General features: G+C 41.4%; 17 protein-coding genes and 1 riboswitch. Of the genes, 10 read left to right on the top strand and 7 right to left on the bottom strand.

What is annotated here, in order from left to right:
* From ACQRBJ_RS05925 to ACQRBJ_RS05880, 10 genes are all read left to right on the top strand, one after another.
* The gene (locus tag ACQRBJ_RS05925) at positions 1–1,662 is read left to right on the top strand and encodes a RagB/SusD family nutrient uptake outer membrane protein (protein WP_294970011.1); all 1,662 of its coding nucleotides are present in this window, start codon (positions 1–3) and stop codon (positions 1,660–1,662) included.
* An 821-nt stretch (positions 1,663–2,483) separates the two neighbouring features.
* Positions 2,484–3,818 (top strand): hypothetical protein, encoded by a 1,335-nt coding sequence (locus ACQRBJ_RS05920; protein WP_445303085.1) that lies wholly within the window; start codon positions 2,484–2,486, stop codon positions 3,816–3,818.
* A gap of 609 nt (positions 3,819–4,427) precedes the next feature.
* Positions 4,428–5,534, top strand: a complete 1,107-nt coding sequence (locus tag ACQRBJ_RS05915) for an SPFH domain-containing protein (protein WP_445303084.1) — start codon at positions 4,428–4,430, stop codon at positions 5,532–5,534.
* A gap of 359 nt (positions 5,535–5,893) precedes the next feature.
* Positions 5,894–7,015, top strand: a complete 1,122-nt coding sequence (locus ACQRBJ_RS05910; protein ID WP_445303083.1) for a hypothetical protein — start codon at positions 5,894–5,896, stop codon at positions 7,013–7,015.
* A gap of 95 nt (positions 7,016–7,110) precedes the next feature.
* Entirely contained in the window at positions 7,111–8,433 is a 1,323-nt protein-coding gene (locus ACQRBJ_RS05905; protein WP_445303082.1) for a hypothetical protein, read from the top strand.
* A 2-nt stretch (positions 8,434–8,435) separates the two neighbouring features.
* Entirely contained in the window at positions 8,436–10,163 is a 1,728-nt protein-coding gene (locus tag ACQRBJ_RS05900; RefSeq protein ID WP_441192516.1) for a hypothetical protein, read from the top strand.
* A gap of 215 nt (positions 10,164–10,378) precedes the next feature.
* Positions 10,379–10,502, top strand: a riboswitch (SAM-I-IV-variant riboswitch).
* On the top strand, positions 10,495–11,262 hold the full coding sequence (locus tag ACQRBJ_RS05895; protein WP_445303081.1) for an NADAR family protein: 768 nt from the start codon (positions 10,495–10,497) through the stop codon (positions 11,260–11,262). It overlaps the preceding riboswitch by 8 nt.
* A 13-nt stretch (positions 11,263–11,275) precedes the next feature.
* The gene (locus ACQRBJ_RS05890) at positions 11,276–12,331 is read left to right on the top strand and encodes a hypothetical protein (protein ID WP_445303080.1); all 1,056 of its coding nucleotides are present in this window, start codon (positions 11,276–11,278) and stop codon (positions 12,329–12,331) included.
* Between the two features lie 11 nt (positions 12,332–12,342).
* Complete coding sequence (locus tag ACQRBJ_RS05885; protein ID WP_445303079.1) at positions 12,343–13,131, top strand: S-adenosylmethionine synthetase N-terminal domain-containing protein; 789 nt, start codon at positions 12,343–12,345, stop codon at positions 13,129–13,131.
* A gap of 12 nt (positions 13,132–13,143) precedes the next feature.
* Positions 13,144–13,389 carry a hypothetical protein gene (locus ACQRBJ_RS05880; RefSeq protein ID WP_427877207.1) on the top strand — a complete coding sequence of 82 codons (246 nt, stop codon included), beginning with the start codon at positions 13,144–13,146 and terminating at the stop codon, positions 13,387–13,389.
* 1,402 nt (positions 13,390–14,791) lie between these two features.
* Here ACQRBJ_RS05880 and guaA read toward each other — a convergent pair.
* From guaA to ACQRBJ_RS05845, 7 genes are all read right to left on the bottom strand, one after another.
* Positions 14,792–16,402: a glutamine-hydrolyzing GMP synthase gene (guaA, locus tag ACQRBJ_RS05875; protein ID WP_118310983.1), complete on the bottom strand. Its 1,611-nt coding sequence runs from the start codon at positions 16,400–16,402 to the stop codon at positions 14,792–14,794.
* A gap of 17 nt (positions 16,403–16,419) precedes the next feature.
* The gene (locus tag ACQRBJ_RS05870; RefSeq protein ID WP_445303078.1) at positions 16,420–17,196 is read right to left on the bottom strand and encodes a nucleotidyltransferase family protein; all 777 of its coding nucleotides are present in this window, start codon (positions 17,194–17,196) and stop codon (positions 16,420–16,422) included.
* Between the two features lie 79 nt (positions 17,197–17,275).
* Positions 17,276–18,817, bottom strand: coding sequence for a RapZ C-terminal domain-containing protein (locus ACQRBJ_RS05865; protein WP_445303077.1), 1,542 nt, complete (start codon positions 18,815–18,817; stop codon positions 17,276–17,278).
* Positions 18,801–19,016 (bottom strand): transporter, encoded by a 216-nt coding sequence (locus tag ACQRBJ_RS05860; RefSeq protein WP_153124990.1) that lies wholly within the window; start codon positions 19,014–19,016, stop codon positions 18,801–18,803. Before ACQRBJ_RS05860 ends, ACQRBJ_RS05865 begins: the two co-directional genes overlap by 17 nt.
* 400 nt (positions 19,017–19,416) lie before the next feature.
* Positions 19,417–21,045, bottom strand: coding sequence for a chaperonin GroEL (groL, locus tag ACQRBJ_RS05855; RefSeq protein WP_294972276.1), 1,629 nt, complete (start codon positions 21,043–21,045; stop codon positions 19,417–19,419).
* A 163-nt stretch (positions 21,046–21,208) separates the two neighbouring features.
* Positions 21,209–21,481: a co-chaperone GroES gene (locus tag ACQRBJ_RS05850; RefSeq protein WP_117662833.1), complete on the bottom strand. Its 273-nt coding sequence runs from the start codon at positions 21,479–21,481 to the stop codon at positions 21,209–21,211.
* Positions 21,482–21,698: 217 nt separating this feature from the next.
* On the bottom strand, positions 21,699–23,301 hold a 1,603-nt coding region (locus tag ACQRBJ_RS05845), incomplete at its 5' end, for a WG repeat-containing protein (protein ID WP_445303076.1).

Genomic DNA, 23,301 nt, shown 5'->3' with positions numbered 1-23,301 from the left:
ATGAGAAATCTTAAGAAATATATATTTATCGGCATGACCGCCCTCTTGGCAACCTCATGCTCCGATTTCCTCGATACAGCCCCAAAGGATGCCCTTTCACCTGTCAGCACCTGGCAAACCCAGGACGATGCAGACAAGTTCCTCGTTGGCTGTTACAACAATTGGCAAGACCAATACAATTCCGGTTGGGGCTGGGATGGTTTCCTCCTGTATTGGGATGGTACAAGTGACTTTGGTTACGACCAGTTCTCCTGGGAGGGTTATACACCTATCGGCAATGGAACTGTGACCGCATCAAGCGGTAGAGACTGGTACGACTTCTCACGCATCCGTCGCGTCAACGAGCTGTTGGCTAACATAGACAAGTGTACTATGCCAGAAACTGCCAAGAAAGACATTATGGCTCAGGCTCGTTGGATTCGCGCTTACCGCTATTTCCTGATGAATTGGAACTATGGTGGTGTACCTATCATCGAAAGCTATGCTACTGCAGAGGAAGCTATGGTTCCACGTAAAAGCGAGCAGGAGGTGAAGGAGTATATCGAGAAGGAACTCGACGAGTTGGTAAACGATATCAATGTAACTCCTGCAGCCCGTGGTCGCATCGCCAAGGGTGCAGCTCTGGCACTCCGCATGCGCGAGGCTCTCTATTATGGAGACTATGCTACTGCTAAGGATCGTGCTGAGAAGATCATTGCACTGAATCAGTATGAGTTGGACAACAACTATGCTAACCTGTTCAATGTAGCAGGTCAGGATTCCAAGGAAATCATCCTTGCCGTACAGGCTGTAGAAAACGACTACTATAACGATGTGATTGGCCGTATGTACAACAACGCCGATGGCGGTTGGTCTTCTATCGTTCCTAGCTACGGCTTGATCGACACCTATGAAATGGCAAACGGCTTGACCAAGGACGAACCGGGTTCTGGCTATGATCCTACTCATCCATTCAACAACCGTGACCCACGTATGGCAATGACTGTCATCTATCCAGGTTGTGACTACATCAATGGTAATGGTAAAGAGGCTATCTACAATTCGCTTGACAAGACTATAAATGGAGCTTCTAATGCCAACTTTTACACCGCAGCCGACAACAGTTCAAAGACTGGTTTGACATGGGGTAAGTACTTGGCACCTATGAACCAGTATCCTGACATCTGGAACACCACTTGCCAGCCTATCGTCTTCCGCTATGCAGAAGTATTGCTTACTTACTGCGAGGCAGAGAATGAATTGAACGGTCCTTCTGCTCAGGTTTACACCTACCTGAATATGGTTCGTAACCGTGTTGGTATGCCTGATGTAGATGAAGCTAAGTACAATACCAAGGAGAAGCTTCGCGAGTTGATTCGTCGCGAACGTGGTGTTGAGTTCGCAGGTGAGGGTATCCGCCGTGCTGATATCTTACGCTGGAAGGATGCCAGTGGCAAGATGTTGGCTGAGACTTTGCTGAACTGCACATTGGAGCGTCGGGTTGGTACTGTGAGCATGGATAAGTCTGTGGCTCCTGGTATGCGCGCCACTATCAATGTAAATGCTTCTGCAGCTGACAAGAAGATTGAGGATCGTGTATTCAAGACCACCAACCGTTATCTCCCTATCCCACAGGGTGCACTTGATGCTAACTTGCAGTTGAAGCAGAACGACGGTTATTAAAAACAAAAAGTACTGAGTACATCATTCAGAAAGTACTCAGTACTCTTCATCAAAAAAAAGACCACCATCTGAGTTTGATATCCAACTCAAATGGTGGTCTTTTTTATATGATTATTCCCACTCAATTATACTCTATATCTGATATTCAGAGAGTTAGCTATTATCGGGGATATTTATCGGGGACAGCACGAACTTCATACACGACCATGGCTATCAGTCACTTACACGATTAATCCTACTTAAAATCAATTGATTTCAAGCCTCAACAAGACAATCAACATCAGCCCTTATATATATAATAAGGTGTAAACATACAGGGCTTTAAAACAACAACGTGACAAACGTGGATGCCCACTATATAAATAAGGTGTAAATGTTCAGCATCAGTTTCTACTACTTAGACAAGTACAAAGCACTGTATATAATGAAGTTAAGGGGAGTACTCCGTCCGTATCCCACCTTTGTATATCCCCTATAGAGGGAGCGAGGCATCGACTACAAGGGGTTGCCGTGCATCTTTTAGAAAATTTTCCGGTATACAAAATGCCTTTGCTTTCAAGTCTTCAGATTTTTTAATATTCAATTTTGCAATAGTAGTCTCCCAAGTAGTATGTTTGCAACGTGAGAATAAATGATAGAAATAAAACCATATTAAATATGAAGAGAAACAGAAAGAGACCACCACCATCCAAAGATTCCAAACCGAACAGATAGGAACTGTCTTAGACTGTAAACAGAATAGGCTATGTAGAGCCAAGATAAAACTAAAAGGGACAGGCGAAACCCTGTCCAACAAAATAATGATATTACGATTATGAAACGTGATAGCATTAAAACTAAGTCTATCTCTCGAACATTACGCAACTAAAGAGAGTATAGACATTAAGAAACTGTGTTTTAAACGTTCTTCAATAAGTATTGAGGACTTTGTAAAACACATCAAAGAAGGATTTTGTTTTTGCCATTGGTTTACAACAAAAGCCGACACCTTTAAAATATACGAGAAGAAGAATGATAATTTTGACCGAGCTAATGTTGTATTCGTTGATGTTGATGATTCCAATATGGAAATGAAGCAATTTGTTTGTGGATTATCGAAGAAGCCTACTATATACTATACAACACCGAGCAATCTTTGTCCAAGTAAGGGTAACAAGTTTCGTTTTCGCCTTTGCTATGTATTCCGTGAGGACATTTTAAATGGCAAAACGTTAGCCTCAGCGTATAGAGGCATCATAAAGGAGATTCGCAAAGATTACCCAACTTATCCCGACCAAGATTCGTGTGGAGCAAGACCTGCACAATATATGAATGGCAACGGAACGCCAAGGTGTGAAGTGTATTCTACAGACAAAGTTTATACTTTATCAGATTTTGGAGCTGCACTTGTTGAATCAGCCCACCATGAAAACAGGTCAGTAAAGGAATCTGCAAATAGTAATGAATGTGTCTATCCTATAAAGGATAAGGATTTCATTAACGACCTCTTTGAAATTCCACCTTCTGAATTGATTATCAAGTACCGAGAGCGATACTGCTATTTTGACCATACCGAGCTAACATATAATAACGGTTATGCGTTGATACCCGAAAACTATCAAGAGATATATCGAAGTTGGTATCAAGATGTCGTAACAAGCAATAGTGGCGATATTCGCAAAGTATCGGTTGTAAAGATAAAGAGGGATGGCGACAATAGGAGGAAATGCTTGTTTGTGTCTGCACTCATACGCAGAAAGATTTTCCCAACCATCACATTTGAACACCTATTATATAATTTGGTTGCTGAACGGCAATGGTATTATGATAACTCAGACAACACTCTGAATAATCAAGAGCTAATGAGGATTGCCAACAATGCCCTAAATATGGAATACGAAAAGATAAACATAAAGACGAAGCGTAAGCCGAGTAAGTTCAAAGTAGATAAACTGTATTGTTCTGAAAGAGGCATCAAGCCCAAGTCGATGGTTGGAATCGTCAGGCGCAAGTTGAAGGACGAAGAGATTGGCAACCTCTATGATTGCAGTCTGTCTGTGAAAGATAATTTTGCTATGCTCAAAGCAAATGGAATAAAGATAGGCTTGAGTAGATTATATGAGTTTTATGACAGGAATAACATTCCGAGAAGGCCTTACAAAAAGCCAATAGAATAACTAATCTGATTTTCCATTTTCAAATGATAACGTCTATGTTCTTTTACTTTTATGTTATTGTTGAAAATGGAAAAACCATCCAACTGTATCAAACAATCAAGTGTATCAATTTAATCTTTCTAATAGGTATTGATACGCTATTCAAAATGTATCAATCAAATCTAAAAGGTTATTTTCACACAGTTTTCAAACAAAACGCAACCGCAAAATGGAATTATTCTAAATACAGATAGAAAACAGCAAATTCATCAATAGAAATTCTTTAGTCTCATAGAATTTCATTAACTTTGTTACGTCATATTGCTGTAATAGGCTTTTGACAGACATATTAGAAAAAGCGTATTTCGCTTATACCTGATTTGATGTGAACTTCGACAACTCACAAAATGGAATTGAGGGTATATGTGAAAGGACGCTCCATTTCGGTGTATTCGTATATCAACACGAACATACTGCAAGTGGAGTTGTCTATTCATATCCCAATTCCATGAGCAGTCGAAGGCTTACATCAAGGGTGCGAATAGAAGCTCCACTTTTTTGTATGCCTATTTTAATAGATTTGTCAAACTGCACTGTTTGAGCTGAAGGTGCTTCTAACTTGTCTGTCGCATGGCAATTGTTGATGTTATAAAGTATGAAATTTCTGATACAGAACTTGTAGGCAAGTTTAAGTCAGACAATATAAAGTTAGGCAGTCAGTTGATTGTCTATCCAAGCCAAACTGCATTCTTTGTAAAAGGCGGAAAGATATTAGACGAGTTCACAAGTGGCACATACACACTAAATTCAGAAAACATTCCTATATTAAATAAGGTGGTTAACATTCCATTTGGAGGTGATACCCCTTCTACTGCCGAAGTGTGGTTTGTCAACCAAGTATCACTGCTTGATTGTAAATGGGGTACAGCAACACCTTTGCAAGTCGAGGATCCAAAGTATGATGTGATTGTTCCAATACGTGCTTTTGGGCAATATGGATTCAAGATTATCAGTCCAAGAATTTTTCTTGAAAGATTAGTAGGAAATATGCCAACCTTTGCCGTTGACAAGGTTGTGTCTTATTTCCGTGGTATGATATTGTCTAAACTGACAACCATCATCTACAACAAGCTGAAGGAAGAAGGTCTATCTACTTTGAATGTCAATTCACAGGTTGAAGGTCTTTCAGAATATGCACAAAGCCATTTACAAGATACTTTTATGCGTTATGGTATCAGCTTGGAACTATTCAACATCATTTCCATTTCTGTAAAAGAAGACGACCCAAGTTTTGTACGCTTGAAACAAGTCAAAGACGAGGCTGCTCATATCAATATCATGGGCAAAGAGAATTATCGTCTATCTCGTTCGTACGATGTACTTGAGGCTGCTGCTGAAAATGAGGGCGGAATGGGTACAGCAATGGGACTTGGAGCAGGTGTTGGCATAGGAAATGCTGTCGGAGCCATGGCTTCAAAGACACTTTCCAATGGGTTAAACTCTGATGAAGTTCCTCCCCCATTACCTAAAACATGTGTCTATTACTTAGGCATAAATGGCAAATCAGTTGGGCCAATGGATTTTGATACTATATGCCAAAAGTATTCAGCCAATGAAATCAATGCTAACATATTAGTTTGGAGAAAAGGCATGAAAGCTTGGGATAAAATTTGCAACGTGGAAGACTTTCAATCTTTGTTTGACGAAGAATGTCCTCCACCGTTACCAATAATATAAAAGTATACGACAATGAAGAGAATAGTCTTATTCACTTGCACAACACTACTTATCACCAACTTTTTGTTTGGCCTATTATTGAGTAGTTATGAGTGGCTTAATATGCTTCTCAGCAGCGGAATCATCATATTGTTTGGGATTTTTATGTTGTTGATTGGGATAGTGCAATTAAAAGATGGTTTCAAATCGTCTTTGTATGTGTTATATCCCATCTTAGGATTCATCGAACTTGTATTGTCGCTATTTTCTCCCAATAGAATAATGGATAATTGGGTGATAATAGTGATAACACTTATAGTTGTGTTTCAACTGATATTGTTGTTTATAACAAAAGTTATTTCAAATAGAATCAAATAGTTATGGATAAAAATAATTTAATGGGGCTTTTTGAGACGCAAGAATATATTTCAAGCGAACATCATGAATGGAATGTGCCATCTGAGTTGAAAGACAAAGTGGCCAAAATGGTAGAGAGATACAACAAACGAGCAGAAAAGAAGGGGTATGAAAGCTCTGTTCTCAAATTTGATGAAACCTCTCTAAAACTTAGCGGATTATTTACGCCAAAGAGTGAAAGCCATTCTTATTTTGGCAAATTAATGGAAAGTGGAAATAACGCTGATTTAAGTGGAGACATAATGGGCATATTGGCTCTGTGCAATAAGATTTGCCCTCAATGCGGGAACTCAATTCCTGCACTTTCCAAGGTGTGTGAAGGCTGTGGAAAGAAGCTATTAGAAAAGGGTGATAAATCACAAGAAAAGGATATCATAGCACAAGAAAGCGGTATGAAAGAAAACGCTGTGGAAGAAACAACGCAGCATATAAAATATGTACTATTTGACAAACCTGCTATGGTACAAATCCCCAAAGATATAACCTACTATGATACAGTATTGGCTTTTTTCAAGGATTTCACAGCTATACAAATGAAGAAACCGAAGAACGATGTCAATATGGGTTTTACATTGGACTTGGATAAAATCGGACTTGCCGATGATGAAATGATAGACGAAGACGATATCCGTTTTGGGGTTAGTGCTTTCAATGTGGGCAATGAAATGTTTAGCAGATATAATGATTGCAAACCATTGTTTGAGGAAAACATAAAAAATGGCAAGCCACAAATCTTTATTTTGCTAAAAGATAATTATGTGGATGTCAATAGATGTGCAGCTTTTGCTGAGGAGCATAAGATTTCATTTGCACAAGAATTTGGCATTGAGCCAATGACAAAAAATCATTATGAATCGTTGGTCTTATCATTTGGTGATGATACAGAAGCCGCTACACGTTTCTTTTGTTATGTTTCAGATAATATGCTGCATGTACCTAAAGATACACCTGTTGATGCTTTTATTTTATCAGATAAGAGTAGAAGTAAGGCGCAAAAGGAATTTAAGAGTATGCACTCTTTAAGTGTGTCCGTTCTCGCTAAAGGAGCAATGCAACTATTAAAGAATAAGACAAAGGGTAAGTAAGAATTTAAGTCGAATGTAATCAACAAGACAGTCTGACGAACTGCACAGACGGCACTATTGATTATTGCAAATATTGTATCACAAAAGATATAATCATGATAAAGAAAGCGATATGTCCTAATTGTGGAGCAGAAGGAACAGTTGGAAGATACTGTGAGTTTTGCGGTACAAAGATTGTGGAGTTGAAAAAAGATACAGAATATTCCACTACTATTAGAAAGACTGTTCTGGACTTTAAAATTTCACAAGATGAAGCTATAAAAATCTTTTTAAAGAATTTAGCTCAAAAGGAAGCTGTACCATCTGATATTTTCAACAAACTTCAGATTACGGAAGTCTCACCTGTTCTCATCCCTATGTATTCTTACATAGGCTCATATCAAGCAAATTGGTCGTGTCTAAAAATTGAGACAGAAAAATACAAGGTTGGAGACGAAACCAAAGAAATAGAAAAGAAATATCCTATGAATGGTGTAGCAGGAGGCAATTTTAGCTTCTTGCTACCAAACTGTGACGTAAGTCCATTATCAACAAGTTTCAATAACTTTTTTGAAAGCATCAAATTTGACAAAACTCTATATGACCAAACAGCTCGTAAGAATCTAAGTTCAGAAGAGCAAACTTATATTATTGAAGAAAAGGGTGATTCACAAGCTATTGTTTGGAACAACAGCGATTGTGGAAAACTTTTAGATGGTGACATTGAAAAATCTGTACATGCTCAACTTCCACGTATTTATGAAGATTTATCATATTCTTGCTCAACAAACGGTGGAGCAGGAAGAGCTTTCCTTTTAGCAACTTGGACTATCAGCTATAACTATCATGAAGATAAATATGATTTTATCATTGATGGTACAGGGCACTATCTATACTCAAATTCCCCTATTGATGAAAAAGAAAAAAGCTCATTAGACGAACTCAACAAAACAATAAAGGACAGCAAGGGGAATGCAATCTTTTGGGGCTTATTGGGTGGCATATTACTGTTGCTTTCACTTGTAGCATTAATTGCTATTACATTGAATGTTATAACTGACCACGAATGGAGAGAAAGATTTAATCCTGTTTTATTGTTCTTGGCAGATGGTTTGTGCGCAGTATCTCTTTATCTGTTAGGTAAAGTGAGACGATACCTCATGGTAAGACAAGAATCAGAAAGCAAAAGAAACAACATTATAAATGCTTCTCAGTCTTTAAGATGTAACAATCTAACCAATGCCCTCAGTATGAATAGTTTCGGTATCAGCGATTTAGAAATATGCAAAGAATTAGCAGCAGGTGTTTCTAAAATTTCTGATACCTTGGGGACAAAAGAAAATAGTGTTCAAACAGGTGGCTGTATGCCTATACTTATAGTAATAAGTATTGTGATTACAGGCATTCTGAATTTACTCGTACTTTTAAGTCTTTCATAAATATGATAAACAAAGCAATATGTCCTAATTGTGGCGCAGAGGGAACAGTTGGAAGATACTGTGAGTTTTGCGGAACAAAGATTCCTTTTCCAAAAGAAAAGCCAACAACAAGCGGTAAGTCAAAAGAGCACAAACCAAGAATTGTTAGATTTTCTATAACAAAGGATGAAGCTATTGAGCTGTTTTTAAGCTATTTGTATGGGAAAAAAGTTTCTTTTGAAAACATTAAGATTATAAATATTTCAACTTACAGTATCCCTTTTATTGCATATAACGTTTATTACGAATATTATTGGACAGGTGAAAATGAAGATGGAATACCTGATAATGGCACTTTAAAAGGCAAAAAGATTTTTATCCTCCCATCATACGATGTCAAGGCTCAAAAGCTACCTTCGTTTGACAGCTTTGGTATAACACGTGACAGCGATTTGTATATCAAGGAATCTATAGAAGGCAAATATGAAACCAACTTTGATGTAAACATTAGTAATAGTGAGTGGACTCCTAATGAAATTTGGAATAGATTAGGGAAAGAAAAATTTTCAAGCAATATCCGCATGAAACCTTTGTATTCTGGGTATGATGAGTCAGTAATCTCTGAATTGCAAAACGATGGCGTTCCTATAGCTATTCCATTTTACGTTATACATTTCAACCTAGATAGGAAGGAAAAATATTTCTATGTAGACGGACTTGGAAAAGACTGTACCCGCAGTAGTATTTGTACGCATAAATTAAAAACATTAGAAGAACGAGTTGCTTATTACAAAAACTTTGAAAAATATTTAAAGCAAGAAGATTTTGGCTTAACAGAAAATCAGAAGGAGAAATTACTAAAGATGTATTATCCTTCATCTGCCATTGGGGTTTTAGAAAAGAAGAAAGAAAATTTTGAAAAGAAGAAAGAAGAAAAGAAGGAAGAAGAAATTAAAACTAAGAGTATGGAAAAATCGTGTTTAACCATACTCTTAGTGGTCGTTTGTGCTATAATTGCAGTTATAGGATTAATACAATATAACAAGCACATCGAACAAGTTGAATTGGAAGAATACAATGCTGAGATGGCAGAAAAGCATGTAAGAGATTCTATCGAGCAAGAAAAGGCAATGCAACAGCAAAAAGAAGAAAGAAAAAAAAGAAATTATAGACCTTCTGCTCCTACACCATCTTTCTCTGATGTTGAAGTTATAGGATTACCCAATGGAATTAAACAAATTCGTATGACAAGCGAAAAAGAGAATTCTATATACGAATTTAACAAACAGGGATTTCTTATCAGCGTTAAGTGCAATAGAGACTATACTACCTTTACTTCTTCTCACAGTTACACCATAAAACAAGGGAAACTAATATCACAGGATGGTAAAGAGGTGGAGTATAACAAGGTTAGCGCAAATGAAGATATTATTTCCTGTGACAACTACACATTGTGCAATGTTACATATGACAGCAAGAACCGTATTGTAAAAATCAAAGATGAATACGACACAAGTACATTTGCCTATGACGAAGAAAATAATGCTCACGAAGAAAGAGAAGATATTTGGGGAAACGCTAAAACGGAAGAAAAAATGTCAATACCTATTTTAGACATCATCGGGAGTTCGATTTACATACCTAAAAATTGGGAAGACAAAATAACTTCTTCAGACGAGCAAGGCAGACCAACAGAGATTGTTTACGATGGACTTCTACACAAAGAGACTGTCAAAATAACATATTGGTAATATTGAAATACAGATTTATGGAGGCTGCTTCTGGCAGCCTCTTTCCATATAACAAGACCCCATATCCAAATCATTTGATAAGCACAAATACTATTTAGCAGAACTCTAAACTAATCATCGTTAACTTTTCTTAGCACAATCTTTTCGTTTTTCTCAGAATAAGAACGTAATTTTGCAACCGCTTTCCAAAATGGGGAGTTGTTCTTTTATTTATTGACAAGCATCAAGAGACTGTTTAAATACAGAACCAACCGAGCAGATTAGCCATTGCCACGGTGGTAAAATAGATGTGAGTTTAAGGCTTGATTATTCATCTTTAAATTAAAATTTTATGGCAACATCAAAAACATCAGAAATCATCTTAGGTCGTGTGGAGTACATCAATGCTTCACACTTTAACTGTTTGTCATTCGCCAAGGCTTCGGACATGGTGAATGGCATTAACGTGCGTCTTTCCAACATGGCAGGTGGCTATCCATTTTCATTCGGAGGTGTAACTTGGCGTGATAGTGAGACGCTTTATCTATGTGGTGAGTTTTCGGACTCATCAGAAAAGCATCTGTTGGTACAAGAGGATATGCAACGTCAGACAAGCGGCTTTGCTGCCAAACGTTTCATCAAGAAAAGAAACAATAATCTCATCCGTCAAGATTTTGCCGATTTCCGCATACAATGGATGCTCTACGTTGTATGGCAGAAGTGTAAGGGTAATGCCGACTTTGCAAATTTACTCTTACAGCTGCCACATGACGCTATCATCATAGAGGACACTACCAAGCAACATAGTGACACCAAAGAAGTTTGGGGATGTACCAATACAGAGTTGGCTATAAGAAGAGCTGAGCTTAAAAAGAAAGTTACAAGACAGGCTAAGACGGACAATCCAAAGATTAGCAAGGCAGCTTTGAAACGCTTAGTCAACATGGAGATTTGCAAAGTGAATAGCTTTGGTGTGTTTGTTGGTCAGAATAACCTTGGCAAGATTCTTATGATTTGCCGTGACTGTCTTTCCTGTGGAATGGAGCCGCAGATAGACTACAACCTCTTGGAGTCGAAGGATATTCACATTTTAGGCAAACGAATTTCATTCATACATTAAATAATATTGGAACATGATACATAATAACACAGAACAGCCACAAAACAGCATCACCCTAATGAATGGTGCAGTACTTGAGTGCTTTCCAAAAGAATCACATCAAGACGACTTTGTACCCGATAAGATGAAATTGGATGCAACAGGTACGTATCTGAGTATTGGCAATAAGCCATGTAAGCCTCTACCAAGAACAACAGAAGACGTGGAGCAACAGAAGAAACTCTTCACGGATAACGCTTTCTACCTATTGGCACATAGTGAGCGCATCATGCGTGACAGCCGAATGTTTCTTGCTCCTGTTGCCGTTCAAAATGTACTCGCTTATACAGGAACATCAGGTTTTCATACACCAACCTTGGGCATATACTTGGAGTGGTGGAATGAATGTCCTAAAGCTTTGCGAACAGACAAAGATGGCAATCGCAGTCTCGTTTTTCACTTAGCAGGCAGTCCATTGAGCGGAACGAACCACTGTGCAGAGGTTTTTGAAGACGGCAGGATTGAGCCTATACAGGTGTCTTCATTCATAAGTCATTGGCAACCATTCGTCAACATCAATACTCAATATGACGAGGCAAAGCATATCTATCAAGCCTACACACTTGAACAAGTGCTTGAAATCTTACATGCTGAGGATGGTGACGGTTGGAACTATTCATCTGAAATAAAGGAACGCTTTATGCAGTCTGAGATAAATGAATTGAAAAAGAAAGTAGAGCGACTAACCAAAGAATCCGATAAATGGTACTCTATGTATGCAGATACCTATATGAAGTACAAGGATGCTGAGATTAGTGAGGCTTTTTCAACTTTTCAATCCTTCAGAGAGGAGTGTGAGGCTCAAATCAACTCTTTCAAGATGCGTAAGCGAGCATTGAAGGCTGATTTGAAAAGCAATCGCATGGATAACATCTCTTATCAGCGCACGTTGACGCCACTGAACAAGCAAATAAGAGAGTTGGAGTTTAGGGTAAGTACTAAAAAGTATGAGTTAATCAACAAATACCTTTCAGAAGGTATTAGTTACGATACGATAGAAAGTTACATGAACAAAAAGAATAACATTTAAAAGTAAGAACAATGATTGAAAAAGTAAATCCAAGCCATCCGGATAAGGTGGCAGACAGAATCGCAGGTGCATTAGTTGACCTTGCGTACAAGCGAGAAGAAAACCCAAGAATTGCTGTAGAGGTATTATTGGGGCATGGTGTGGCAAACCTCATCATCGAAAGTAGTGTGGCATTCACGCAAACTGAGGTTGAGGCTGTTGTTTTTCGTATCACAGGACAAAAGAACCTCAAAGTGCAGCTCGTAATGGTGCAGCAAGACCCTATACTTGCAAGCAACCAAGACGGCGAAGTTCGCTGTGGCGATAATGGTATCTTTAAGGGTGTTCCGCTAACTGATGAGGAAAAAGAACTTAGTAAGATTGCCCACGACATATACAAGGCATATCCTTCCGATGGCAAGTATGTATTAGGCAATGGTAAGCTGATAATATGTCAGAGCAATGCTAAGACAAAGGATTTGAAGAGCCTCTACCCTACTGCCGTGGTTAATCCACTTGGAGATTGGACAGGTGGAACAGACGTTGACGCAGGTGCTACAAACCGCAAACTTGGCTCTGACATGGCTCAGTCTGTTTCGGGCGGAGGAGTGCAGGGCAAGGACCTAAGCAAAGCAGACGTTTCAGTCAATATCTATGCGTTCCTTAAAGCACAAGAAACAGGTAAACCTGTGGAGTTATTCTGTGCCATTGGTGATACAGAGATTGATGGGAAGCCATATTCTGAGATTGTAGAAATTGCTCGCCAATACATCAAACAAATTGGTGGATTTGAGCGTTTTGCCGAGTGGGGATTGTTCTAAAAAGCAAGCAATATGTACCGTTTTGATATCGATATTAATCCTGTAATCGCAGGCAAAGAGATTCATTTGGAAGGCATTTGTGAAATGCTTTCTTCTGATACTTTCAAAGTTACAATGACAGAACCTTATAAAGGATTGTCTGTTACCAAACACTTTGATGATGCAGAAGAAATGGATATGGATGCAACCTTTTCAAAGGTTGAAAAGGACTTGATCACGCTGTTTGAACAAGAAACGAAGCGCATAGAATCAAAGTAATAAATAGATTCATACGCATTGGAAACTGCCAAGTGTTGAGTGTAAAAATGTACAAGAAAGGGGATTTGTTGACAATCAGTAATTTACGTCAACGAATCCCCTAACTTATTGAATTTAAATTAATTCATCTTTATTTGAGTGGCAGTTTATCGGCATTCCGAATACTCCCACGCAAGCCACGGTAGATATCATCTGCATCCTAGAGAATACGTACCTTCTCTAGAATAGTAAGCGGCTCTGCATTTATACAATTGTAGTCTTCTCATTTGTTCATACCTTTGCACCATAATCCGTCGGAACGACTAACGGTAAGGGCGAACCGGTCACAAATTGTGACCGGTTACAAGATAATGAGGTTATAGTAAGATGATTGATCTGGTCGCAAATTTCGACTGGTTTAACAGCTTGAAGCTCGTTACGGCTCGTTCATATACATACACAGAACTTATATCCAACAACTCATCGCCCACCAGCTGATTTCCACTTGCACAACAGCTGTTGGGCGAGCGCATATCAGCTGTTATGCAAGCGCACAACAGCTGTTGTGCGGCTGAAGATATAGGCTTCTCCGGCTTATAACATTAATTCTTCCGGCAACAAGTAAAGGTTACTCCGAAGACTATTTACGTAAAAACGATGCAACAACGATAGTACTTACAAGCAACAGCGATAGTACTTACAAGGCGCAAAGACGTTACTGAGAGATCGCCATGATAGTACTGCCGATGCGTAAAGCGGCTTGTAGCGTTTATTGCCTCACTATGGCACAACATTGCCCCTTACCAGGGCAATAATCTGCCATTGCCAGGCACCAAACGATACGTCGGGAGTTTTTTTTATAAAAGCACCACTCTTCTTTTTACTCTTCACTCTTCACCAAATCGGCTGAAACCCCGATAAACACTGGGGTTGCAAGAGGTGAAGAGTGACGCTCCACTCTTCACCACTCTTCACCACTGTTCACATTCGGATTGCGCACGGAATTGAATCGGAAGCTCGCCCTGTTCGGCCGGGGGCTGAAACCACTTTTTTTACGTCCCACAGATTTTTACAGATTTTCCGAAAGCGGCTCCGGGTGAAGAGTGGGTGAAGAGTGGCGCAAGCTCTTCACCCGTGCAAGTTTCTAAGTTACAGATATTTATGTCCTTCCGGTGAAGAGTGAAGAGTGTTTTTGAAAGTGGCTTACTATTCCGGCGGATTGCAAATCAGCCAGAACGCCTGGTGGGGAGGCATGGGTGAACATCGAAGGTGTTGATGCGAACAAAGTTTATGCTATAGCCTGTTGATTTTATACAAGAAAGGGGATTTGTTGACAATCAAGCTATTACGTCAACGAATCCCCTAACTTATTGAGTTTAAATTAATTCATCTTTATTTGAGTGTCTGTTTATCGGTATTCCGACTATTCCCACTCGATTGTCGAAGGTGGTTTTGAAGAGATGTCATAACATACACGGTTTACACCCTTCACCTTATTAATAATCTCATTACTTACCTTAGCCATGAAATCATAAGGAAGATGTGCCCAGTCGGCTGTCATCGCATCAGTACTTGTTACGGCACGCAAGGCAACAGGGTGCTCGTATGTACGCTCATCACCCATCACACCTACAGAACGGACAGTAGAAAGCAATACGGTACCAGCCTGCCAGATCTGATCGTAGAGAGATACCTCTATCTCGCCATTCTGCATGTCAGCAGGAACACCGGCAGCCAGGACGCGGCGAGCTTCCTCACCACTCAACTTCACCTTATACTCACGCAAGCCACGGATATAGATATCGTCAGCATCCTGAAGGATACGTACTTTCTCTGGAGTGATGTCACCCAAGATACGGACAGCCAAACCTGGACCTGGGAATGGGTGACGGGTAATCAGGTGCTCTGGCATACCCATAGAGCGACCTACTCGACGAACCTCATCCTTGAACAGCCACTTCAATGGCTCGCACAACTGAAGGTTCATCTCCTTAGGAAGACCACCTACATTGTGATGACTCTTGATTACCTTGCCAGTGATGTTCAAGCTCTCGATACGGTCAGGATAGATAGTACCCTGAGCCAACCACTTGGCACCAGTCTGCTTCTTAGCCTCAGCATTGAAAACCTCCACGAAGTCACGGCCGATAATCTTACGCTTCTCCTCTGGATCTGTAACACCAGCCAAGTCAGCAAAGAACTTCTCTGATGCATCAACGCCGATTACATTCAGACCCAAGCACTTGTAATCCTCCATTACATCACGGAACTCGTTCTTTCTGAGCATACCGTGATCAACGAAGATACAGGTAAGGTTCTTACCGATAGCCTTGTTCAGGAGAACGGCAGCAACACTTGAGTCAACACCACCAGAAAGACCGAGGATAACCTTGTCGTCACCCAACTGTTCCTTCAACTCAGCAACTGTTGTCTCAACGAAAGAGTCAGCACTCCAGTCCTGCTTGCTGCCACAGATATCTACCACGAAGTTCTTCAAGAGCTGTGTACCCTGCAAAGAGTGGAACACCTCTGGGTGGAACTGTACAGCCCAAACAGGCTGCTTGGTAGAAGCATAAGCAGCATACTTCACATTGGCAGTAGAAGCGATGCACTTATAGTCCTCAGGAATCGCAGTGATGGTATCACCATGACTCATCCAAACCTGAGAGTTCTCGATGAATCCCTTGAACAAAGGATTCTCCTTGTCGAACTGCTCCAAGTTGGCACGACCATACTCACGGCTGTCTGCAGCCTCCACCTTACCGCCCTGGGCGTAAGAGAGGAACTGAGCACCGTAGCAGATGCCGAGCACAGGAATGCGGCCAATAAACTGGCTCAGATCTACCTTGAAAGCTTCCGGATCATGAACGGAATAAGGGCTACCGCTCAAGATGACACCAATCACAGATGGGTCATCCTTTGGAAACTTGTTGTAAGGCATAATCTCGCAGAAGGTATCAAGCTCACGGACACGACGGCCAATCAGCTGTGTGGTCTGTGAACCGAAATCCAAAATAATAATCTTCTGTTGCATATTGTCTAATTTATAATTTATAATTCTTTCAGGAACGCCTCCGCTTCTTTCAGCGTCTCCTGCTTTCCCACATCCATCAGCTTGAGGTCGTTCTTCACATATCCCTCAATGCGAACCTTGTCGCAATGCTTCAGATAGAAATCCATGATTGGGAACTTATCCGGTTCCTCCTCCATCAATGGGAAGAGTGATGGGGCTACCATGTGGATGCCCGAGAAAGCATACATCTTATAATCTTTAGGATTGAGATCAGGATAAGGACTCTTTACCTCGCCCGTCTCTATATTCGTCCAGCCTACCAATCGCATGCTGTCATCGAAGAGAAGATAGCGCTTGGTCTTGCGTTCGCTCACCAGAAGGCGGGCTGCCAAGGGAGCCTTCTCCTTCATAAAATCCGAAGAATCATCTGAAAGTTCCTTCGACTCCATCTGATAGAATTTCTTCAAATCCACATTGCTCAGGATGTCCACATTATGAATCAGGATAGGCTCAGTCTGATCGAAGAATGGCCATGCCTTCCGGATACCTCCACCCGTTTCGAGCAGCTTTTCGCTCTCTTCACTGATACGGATGTCCATACCGAAGTTATCATTCTCTCTGAGATAATCGATGATTTGATTGGAGAAATGATGCACGTTCACTACAATGCGAGTGAAACCGGCATCCTTCAACTGAAAGATGACACGTTTGAGCAAAGGTTCTCCACCGACACTTACCAATGCCTTCGGAATACGGTCGGTAAGTGGCTTAAGGCGAGTGCCCAACCCTGCTGCGAATATCATTGCTTGCATCATTGCTGTATAGCTATATTTTAATGTGCGTGCAAATTTACTAACTTTTTGCGAGATAGCCAAATTTGCACGCCACTTATTCTTATTTTGCAGGCAAAACCTGCTCTATCTGTTGCTCACGATGGCAGATTTGCACTTCCACGCCAAACTTTTCGTGGATATGCTCTGCCAGATGCTGAGCGGAATACACACTGCGATGCTGACCGCCCGTACAACCGAAACAGAACATCAGAGAGGTGAAACCACGCTGGATATAACGGTTCACGTGATGATCGGCAAGTGCATAGACATGCTCCAGGAACTGGAGAATCTCACCATCATCCTCCAGGAATCGGATGACCGGTTCGTCCAGACCCGTCAACTTCTTGTAAGGTTCATAACGGCCTGGGTTATGAGAGCTTCTACAGTCAAAGACATAACCGCCACCATTGCCAGACGGATCTTCAGGAATACCCTTTTTAAAGGAGAAACTGTAGACTCTCACAACCAAAGGTCCCTTTCCGTCATACTTGGAGAATGTTGCCGGTCCATCCTGTGGATGAGCCCGATAAATATTATTATCTGTAGTCTTATATCCATCTGCACGTGTTACGGCAGCACTCTCGATGCGCTTGAACTGCGGCAGTTCGGTAAGTCTGCGAAGCATATCCATCATATAGGGATAAGGGAACACCTTCTCGCCCATCTTAAGGAGATCACGAAGATTCTGGATGGCAGGTGGAATACTCTCAAGAAAATGCTTCTTGCGCTCGAAATAGCCACGGAAACCGTAAGCTCCCAACACCTGTAAGGTGCGGAAGAGCACAAAGAGACTCAGACGATTCACGAAATGGCGGACCGAAGGAACCTCCGTATAATTCTTGAGCGACTGATAATACTCCCAAACCAACTCCCGGCGGAGCTTGAAGGAATATTTGGCAGAAGCCTGCCAGAGGAAGGAAGCCAGATCATAATAGAACGGTCCCTTTCTGCCACCTTGGAAATCGATAAAATACGGATTGCCATTTTCGTCCAGCATAATGTTGCGTGCCTGGAAATCACGATAGAGGAAACAATCCATCTTTTCGGAAGTAAGATCCTTTGCAAACAACCGGAAATTGGCTTCAAGTTTCAGCTCATGAAAATCCAGATCGGTAGGTTTCAGGAAACAATACTTGAAATAGTTGAGGTCAAAAAGAACGCTATCCACATCAAATTCCGGCTGAGGATAGCAATTGGACCAGTCCAGCCCGCGAGCACCACGCAACTGAATGTTAGGCAACTCACGGATAGTCTTCTTCAGAAGTTCCTTCTCCTTCTGATTATATCTTCCTCCAGCCTCACGACCACCCTTGATAGCATCGAAAAGCGAAGTTCCCCCCAGGTCAGTCTGTATATAGCAAAGCTGATCCTCGCTCACTGCCAAGATCTTAGGTACAGGCAACTGTCGGAGGTTGAAATGATTGGCAAGATAAATGAAGGCATGATCTTCATCACGACTGGTGCCCACGACACCAATCACCGTATCTCCATCTTGCTTGATGATACGGAAATACTGACGGTTACTTCCCTGCTCTGCCAACTTGATGACCTCCGCAGGTTCTTCGCCAGCCCATTGCCTATAAAGATTAATTAGCTTTTCCATCATCATTCAGTTTACGACGCTTTCTATTATCGTCTATCTTCTGAGCGAAGTTATCACCGATAAAGAGAAGCAATAAAATACCAAGCGTAGTGAGGAATGAATTAGTAGTTGTCATTCCCAACTCAGCCTTTGTTATATAAATCAGTCCACCGATAACAATCAGGAAGACCAATGCTTTTTTCCAATCAATATTCTTCATGCTGCAAAATTACACAATAAATTCGAGAACACAAAATAAATAACAAAAAAAAATCGGATGTCTCACGACAACCGATTTTCAAAAACAAACTACTTAAAAACTAATCTACTAAAACAAATCAAAAAAATATTTTCATTGTACACAGACCTCACGGTCCTCATACAATTACAATCAAACTTTGAAAGATAATCTACTCGCATAGAGAAGAACTATCTTTATTCGCTTGCAAAATTACAAAAAAAGTCAATTCACTCCAAATAATTTTGCGATTTTTTGCATCTTTAAAACTTAATAAATACAAAAATAGGGGTAATTCATTGAGAATCACCCCTATTTGTTATTTTTACTTTGCAAAACCGCACCCTTACAGTATGCGTTCTTTGCGCGAACTATTCAGTTTTTACATCATGCCGCCCATACCTGGAGCTGCTGCCGGAGCTGCTGGAGCTGGTTCTGGTTTGTCTACCAATACGCACTCTGTAGTCAGGAACAGACCAGCAATAGAAGCAGCATTCTCCAAAGCTACACGCTCAACCTTGGCAGGATCTACGATACCAGCCTTGCGCATATCCTCGTAAACGTCCTTGCGGGCATTGTAACCGAAGTCACCCTCGCCCTCGCGAACCTTATTTACTACTACAGAACCCTCGCCACCTGCATTGGCTACAATCTGGCGCAAAGGCTCCTCGATAGCACGCTCTACGATGCGGATACCCGTTGTCTCGTCAGCGTTGTCACCCTTCATATCCTTCAATGCCTCGAGAGCACGGATATAAGTAGTACCACCACCAGCTACGATACCTTCCTCGATAGCAGCACGGGTAGCGCAGAGAGCATCGTCAACACGATCCTTCTTCTCCTTCATCTCTACCTCAGAGTTAGCACCAACGTAGAGAACAGCTACACCACCGGCGAGCTTAGCCAAACGCTCCTGAAGTTTCTCCTTGTCGTAAGAAGACTTGGTGTTCTCAATCTCGTTCTTGATCTGAGCTACACGATCCTGGATGTTAGCCTTCTCGCCATGACCGTTGACGATAGTTGTATTGTCCTTGTTGACAGTAACCTTGTCAGCAGAACCCAGCATATCCAAAGTAGCCTGCTCCAACTTCAAGCCCTTCTCCTCAGAGATAACAACACCGCCAGTCAATACAGCGATATCCTCCAACATAGCCTTGCGACGGTCACCGAAGCCAGGAGCCTTTACAGCACAAATCTTCAAACCGCCACGCAAACGGTTAACTACCAATGTAGTCAAAGCCTCAGAATCAACATCCTCAGCGATAACCAACAAAGGACGACCGCTCTCAGCAGCAGGCTGGAGGATTGGCAAGAACTCCTTCAGGTTAGAAATCTTCTTATCGTAAAGAAGGATGTATGGGTTATCCATTACACACTCCATCTTGTCAGCGTCTGTCATGAAATAACCGCTCAAGTAACCACGGTCGAACTGCATACCCTCAACTACACCGATGTTGGTATCACGGCTCTTGCTCTCCTCGATAGTGATGACACCATCCTTGGAAACCTTGCGCATAGCGTCAGCCAGGAGCTTACCAATCTCAGCATCGTTGTTGGCAGAAACAGTAGCCACCTGCTCAATCTTGTCGTAGTTGTCATCAACCTGCTCAGCATGATCCTTGATGAAGGCAACGACAGCAGCTACAGCCTTGTCGATACCACGCTTCAAGTCCATAGGGTTAGCACCGGCAGTAACGTTCTTCAAGCCCTCATTTACGATAGCCTGAGTCAGGATAGTAGCAGTTGTTGTACCGTCACCGGCATCATCACCAGTCTTGCTGGCAACGCTCTTTACGAGCTGAGCACCAGTATTCTCAAACTTGTTCTCCAACTCTACTTCCTTAGCCACGGTAACACCATCCTTAGTAATCTGAGGAGCACCAAACTTCTTTTCGATTACCACGTTGCGTCCCTTAGGACCGAGAGTTACCTTTACTGCATTTGCCAACTGATCGACGCCCTTCTTCAAGAGGTCGCGGGCATCCATATTATATTTAATATCCTTAGCCATAATATATTCTTTCTAATAATGTTTAAATATCGCAAAAAGTATTTTTTACCATTTTACTTCTTTACCTTTATCAGCAAAAAAGCTCTTTACCTTTTTACTTTTTTACCTTTATCAGCAAAAAAGCTTTTTACCTTTTTACTTTTTTACCTTTTTACCTTTAAAACTACTCCTCTACTACTGCGAGTACGTCGCTCTGACGCATCATCATATACTTGGTACCATCAAATTCCAATTCAGTACCAGCATACTTACCGTAGAGAACGGTATCACCTTCCTTGAGAATCATTTCTTCATCCTTAGTACCCTTGCCTGTAGCAACGACCTTACCACGCTGTGGCTTTTCCTTTGCTGTATCAGGGATAATGATTCCACCTACTTTTTCTTCAGCTGGTGCAGGAAGTACCAGCACTCTGTCTGCTAATGGTTTAATGTTCATGATTCTATATTTTTAAATTGTTATTACTTCTTGTTTATATTTCAGATCTTCAGCAAGCCTATTGGGGCTCACCACCAATCGACACATGCCCATACGAAAAACGTGCCAAAGTATCAATACTGACACTTTGGCACGCCCACAGACTGACAGAATAACAGAAAAATCGCTCATATAGGTTGCAACAACCGGCATGTGACGTCAAGGGAAACACCTACCTTTATCTAAGATTGACAGTCTGTGTTTTCCCCGTAATAGTAGTAACAACAGCTTTACCATTGGCAAGAACCTCCACCTTTTCATATTTAGCATCAACAATCACCTTGCCTTTCAAGTTCATGATACCCCAATGCCTTGGCATCTGCTCAAAGGCACAATAGGCACCAACAGGTTGAGAAATGCTGTGGTAGAGAGGAGGTACTACAACCTTACCATCCATCTTCAATCCCCACTTCTTTCCAGCTTGATACAATTCCACGCTGCCTGCCTCCGATTTCTCGTGCAACAGTAACAGTTCCTGTTCCTCTTGCTTTTTCCTGCGCTTCATTTCTCGCTCATAGACCAGTTTGCCAAGCCGTGGCATCGCAACCATCAAATTCTCGCTTTCTGTTTTGGGTTGATTGCAACCTATATAGGTCTTTTTCAAGCTGGAGTCAACGAAGTAGTAATCCTCATGACTGTCCATGACCACTATGCCACTGTCGTACAGGTCGGCGCACAGCCAATATACATGAGTATGGTCGCCACGTAAAAAACAAACCTTTTCACTGTTTTCTTTATACATGCGCATAGAGCCGCCATCCTCCTCTTTATATATCCATTCCTGACAACCACTGTCTGTAGAGCATTGAAAGTTGTAGATCATATAATATCCATAATTCCAAAGGTCATATTGGGAAGGGCGAAAAGGTAAAGCAAAGTGCTCGTAGGTACGAGACCTGAAGAGACCATTATATTCGACGAACTCCCATTTATTGATGGTGATTACCTCGGGAGCATCTTTCTCATGAATGTCCTCGTCAATGACAACTCTCGCCAAGAGGTCGTAGTAACATACAGTCTTTCTGCGAGGTCGATAGGATAAGATATTACCTCGTAAGAACTTCATTTCATAATAGTTGCCTGGTTCTATCACCTGTTCGCCTTGTCGGTTTACCACCGTCATCTTTCCATCATTCAACTTGACGATGGCAAAATCATCATTGCAATCCACAAACTCCCGATACAGCAATGACTGCATCAGTTCCTCATGGCTCATCACCATCATCATTTCCGAGTCTTGACCAACAGGCATAGTTTCTTGCTTTCCGTACATCAGGAAAAACTCTCTTTCCTTCGGAGTCTCCTTTTTCTTGCCAACTTTCAGTTTTCCCTCGAACATAGCATTCCAGTTCCATACTTGCGAAGGCAATCCAAACACCCGATACAGTCCCACGTTATCTATAATCAAGCAGTTCTTCTTCCCCTTAGCCACTCGCAGTCCACGTCCCACCATCTGCAGATACTTGGCAAGCGACAAGGTAGGTCGAGCCAACTGTACAAACTCCACATCCGGGCAGTCAAATCCCTCCGAGAATATATCCACATTCACCAATACTTGTATAGGAGCAAGTTCATCAGCAACTCCATCAGTAGCCCCCAAGCAAGTAGCACCAAGCCTATCAGCAGCCCGCAAGCAAGTAGCACCCAGGCGGTCCCATCCCGCACAATCTGGCGAGACCTTTGACACCTCATTTGATGCGCCAGCCGACAAAAAATCTAGCGAGACCTTTGACACCTCCTTTGATGCGCCAGCCGACAAAAAATCTGGTGAGACCTTTGAC

Source organism: Prevotella sp. SGI.167 (assembly GCF_050313615.1).
Classification (GTDB): domain Bacteria; phylum Bacteroidota; class Bacteroidia; order Bacteroidales; family Bacteroidaceae; genus Prevotella.
Note: the sequence above shows the minus strand (reverse complement) of the source record. Positions and strands in the feature narration are given on the sequence as shown.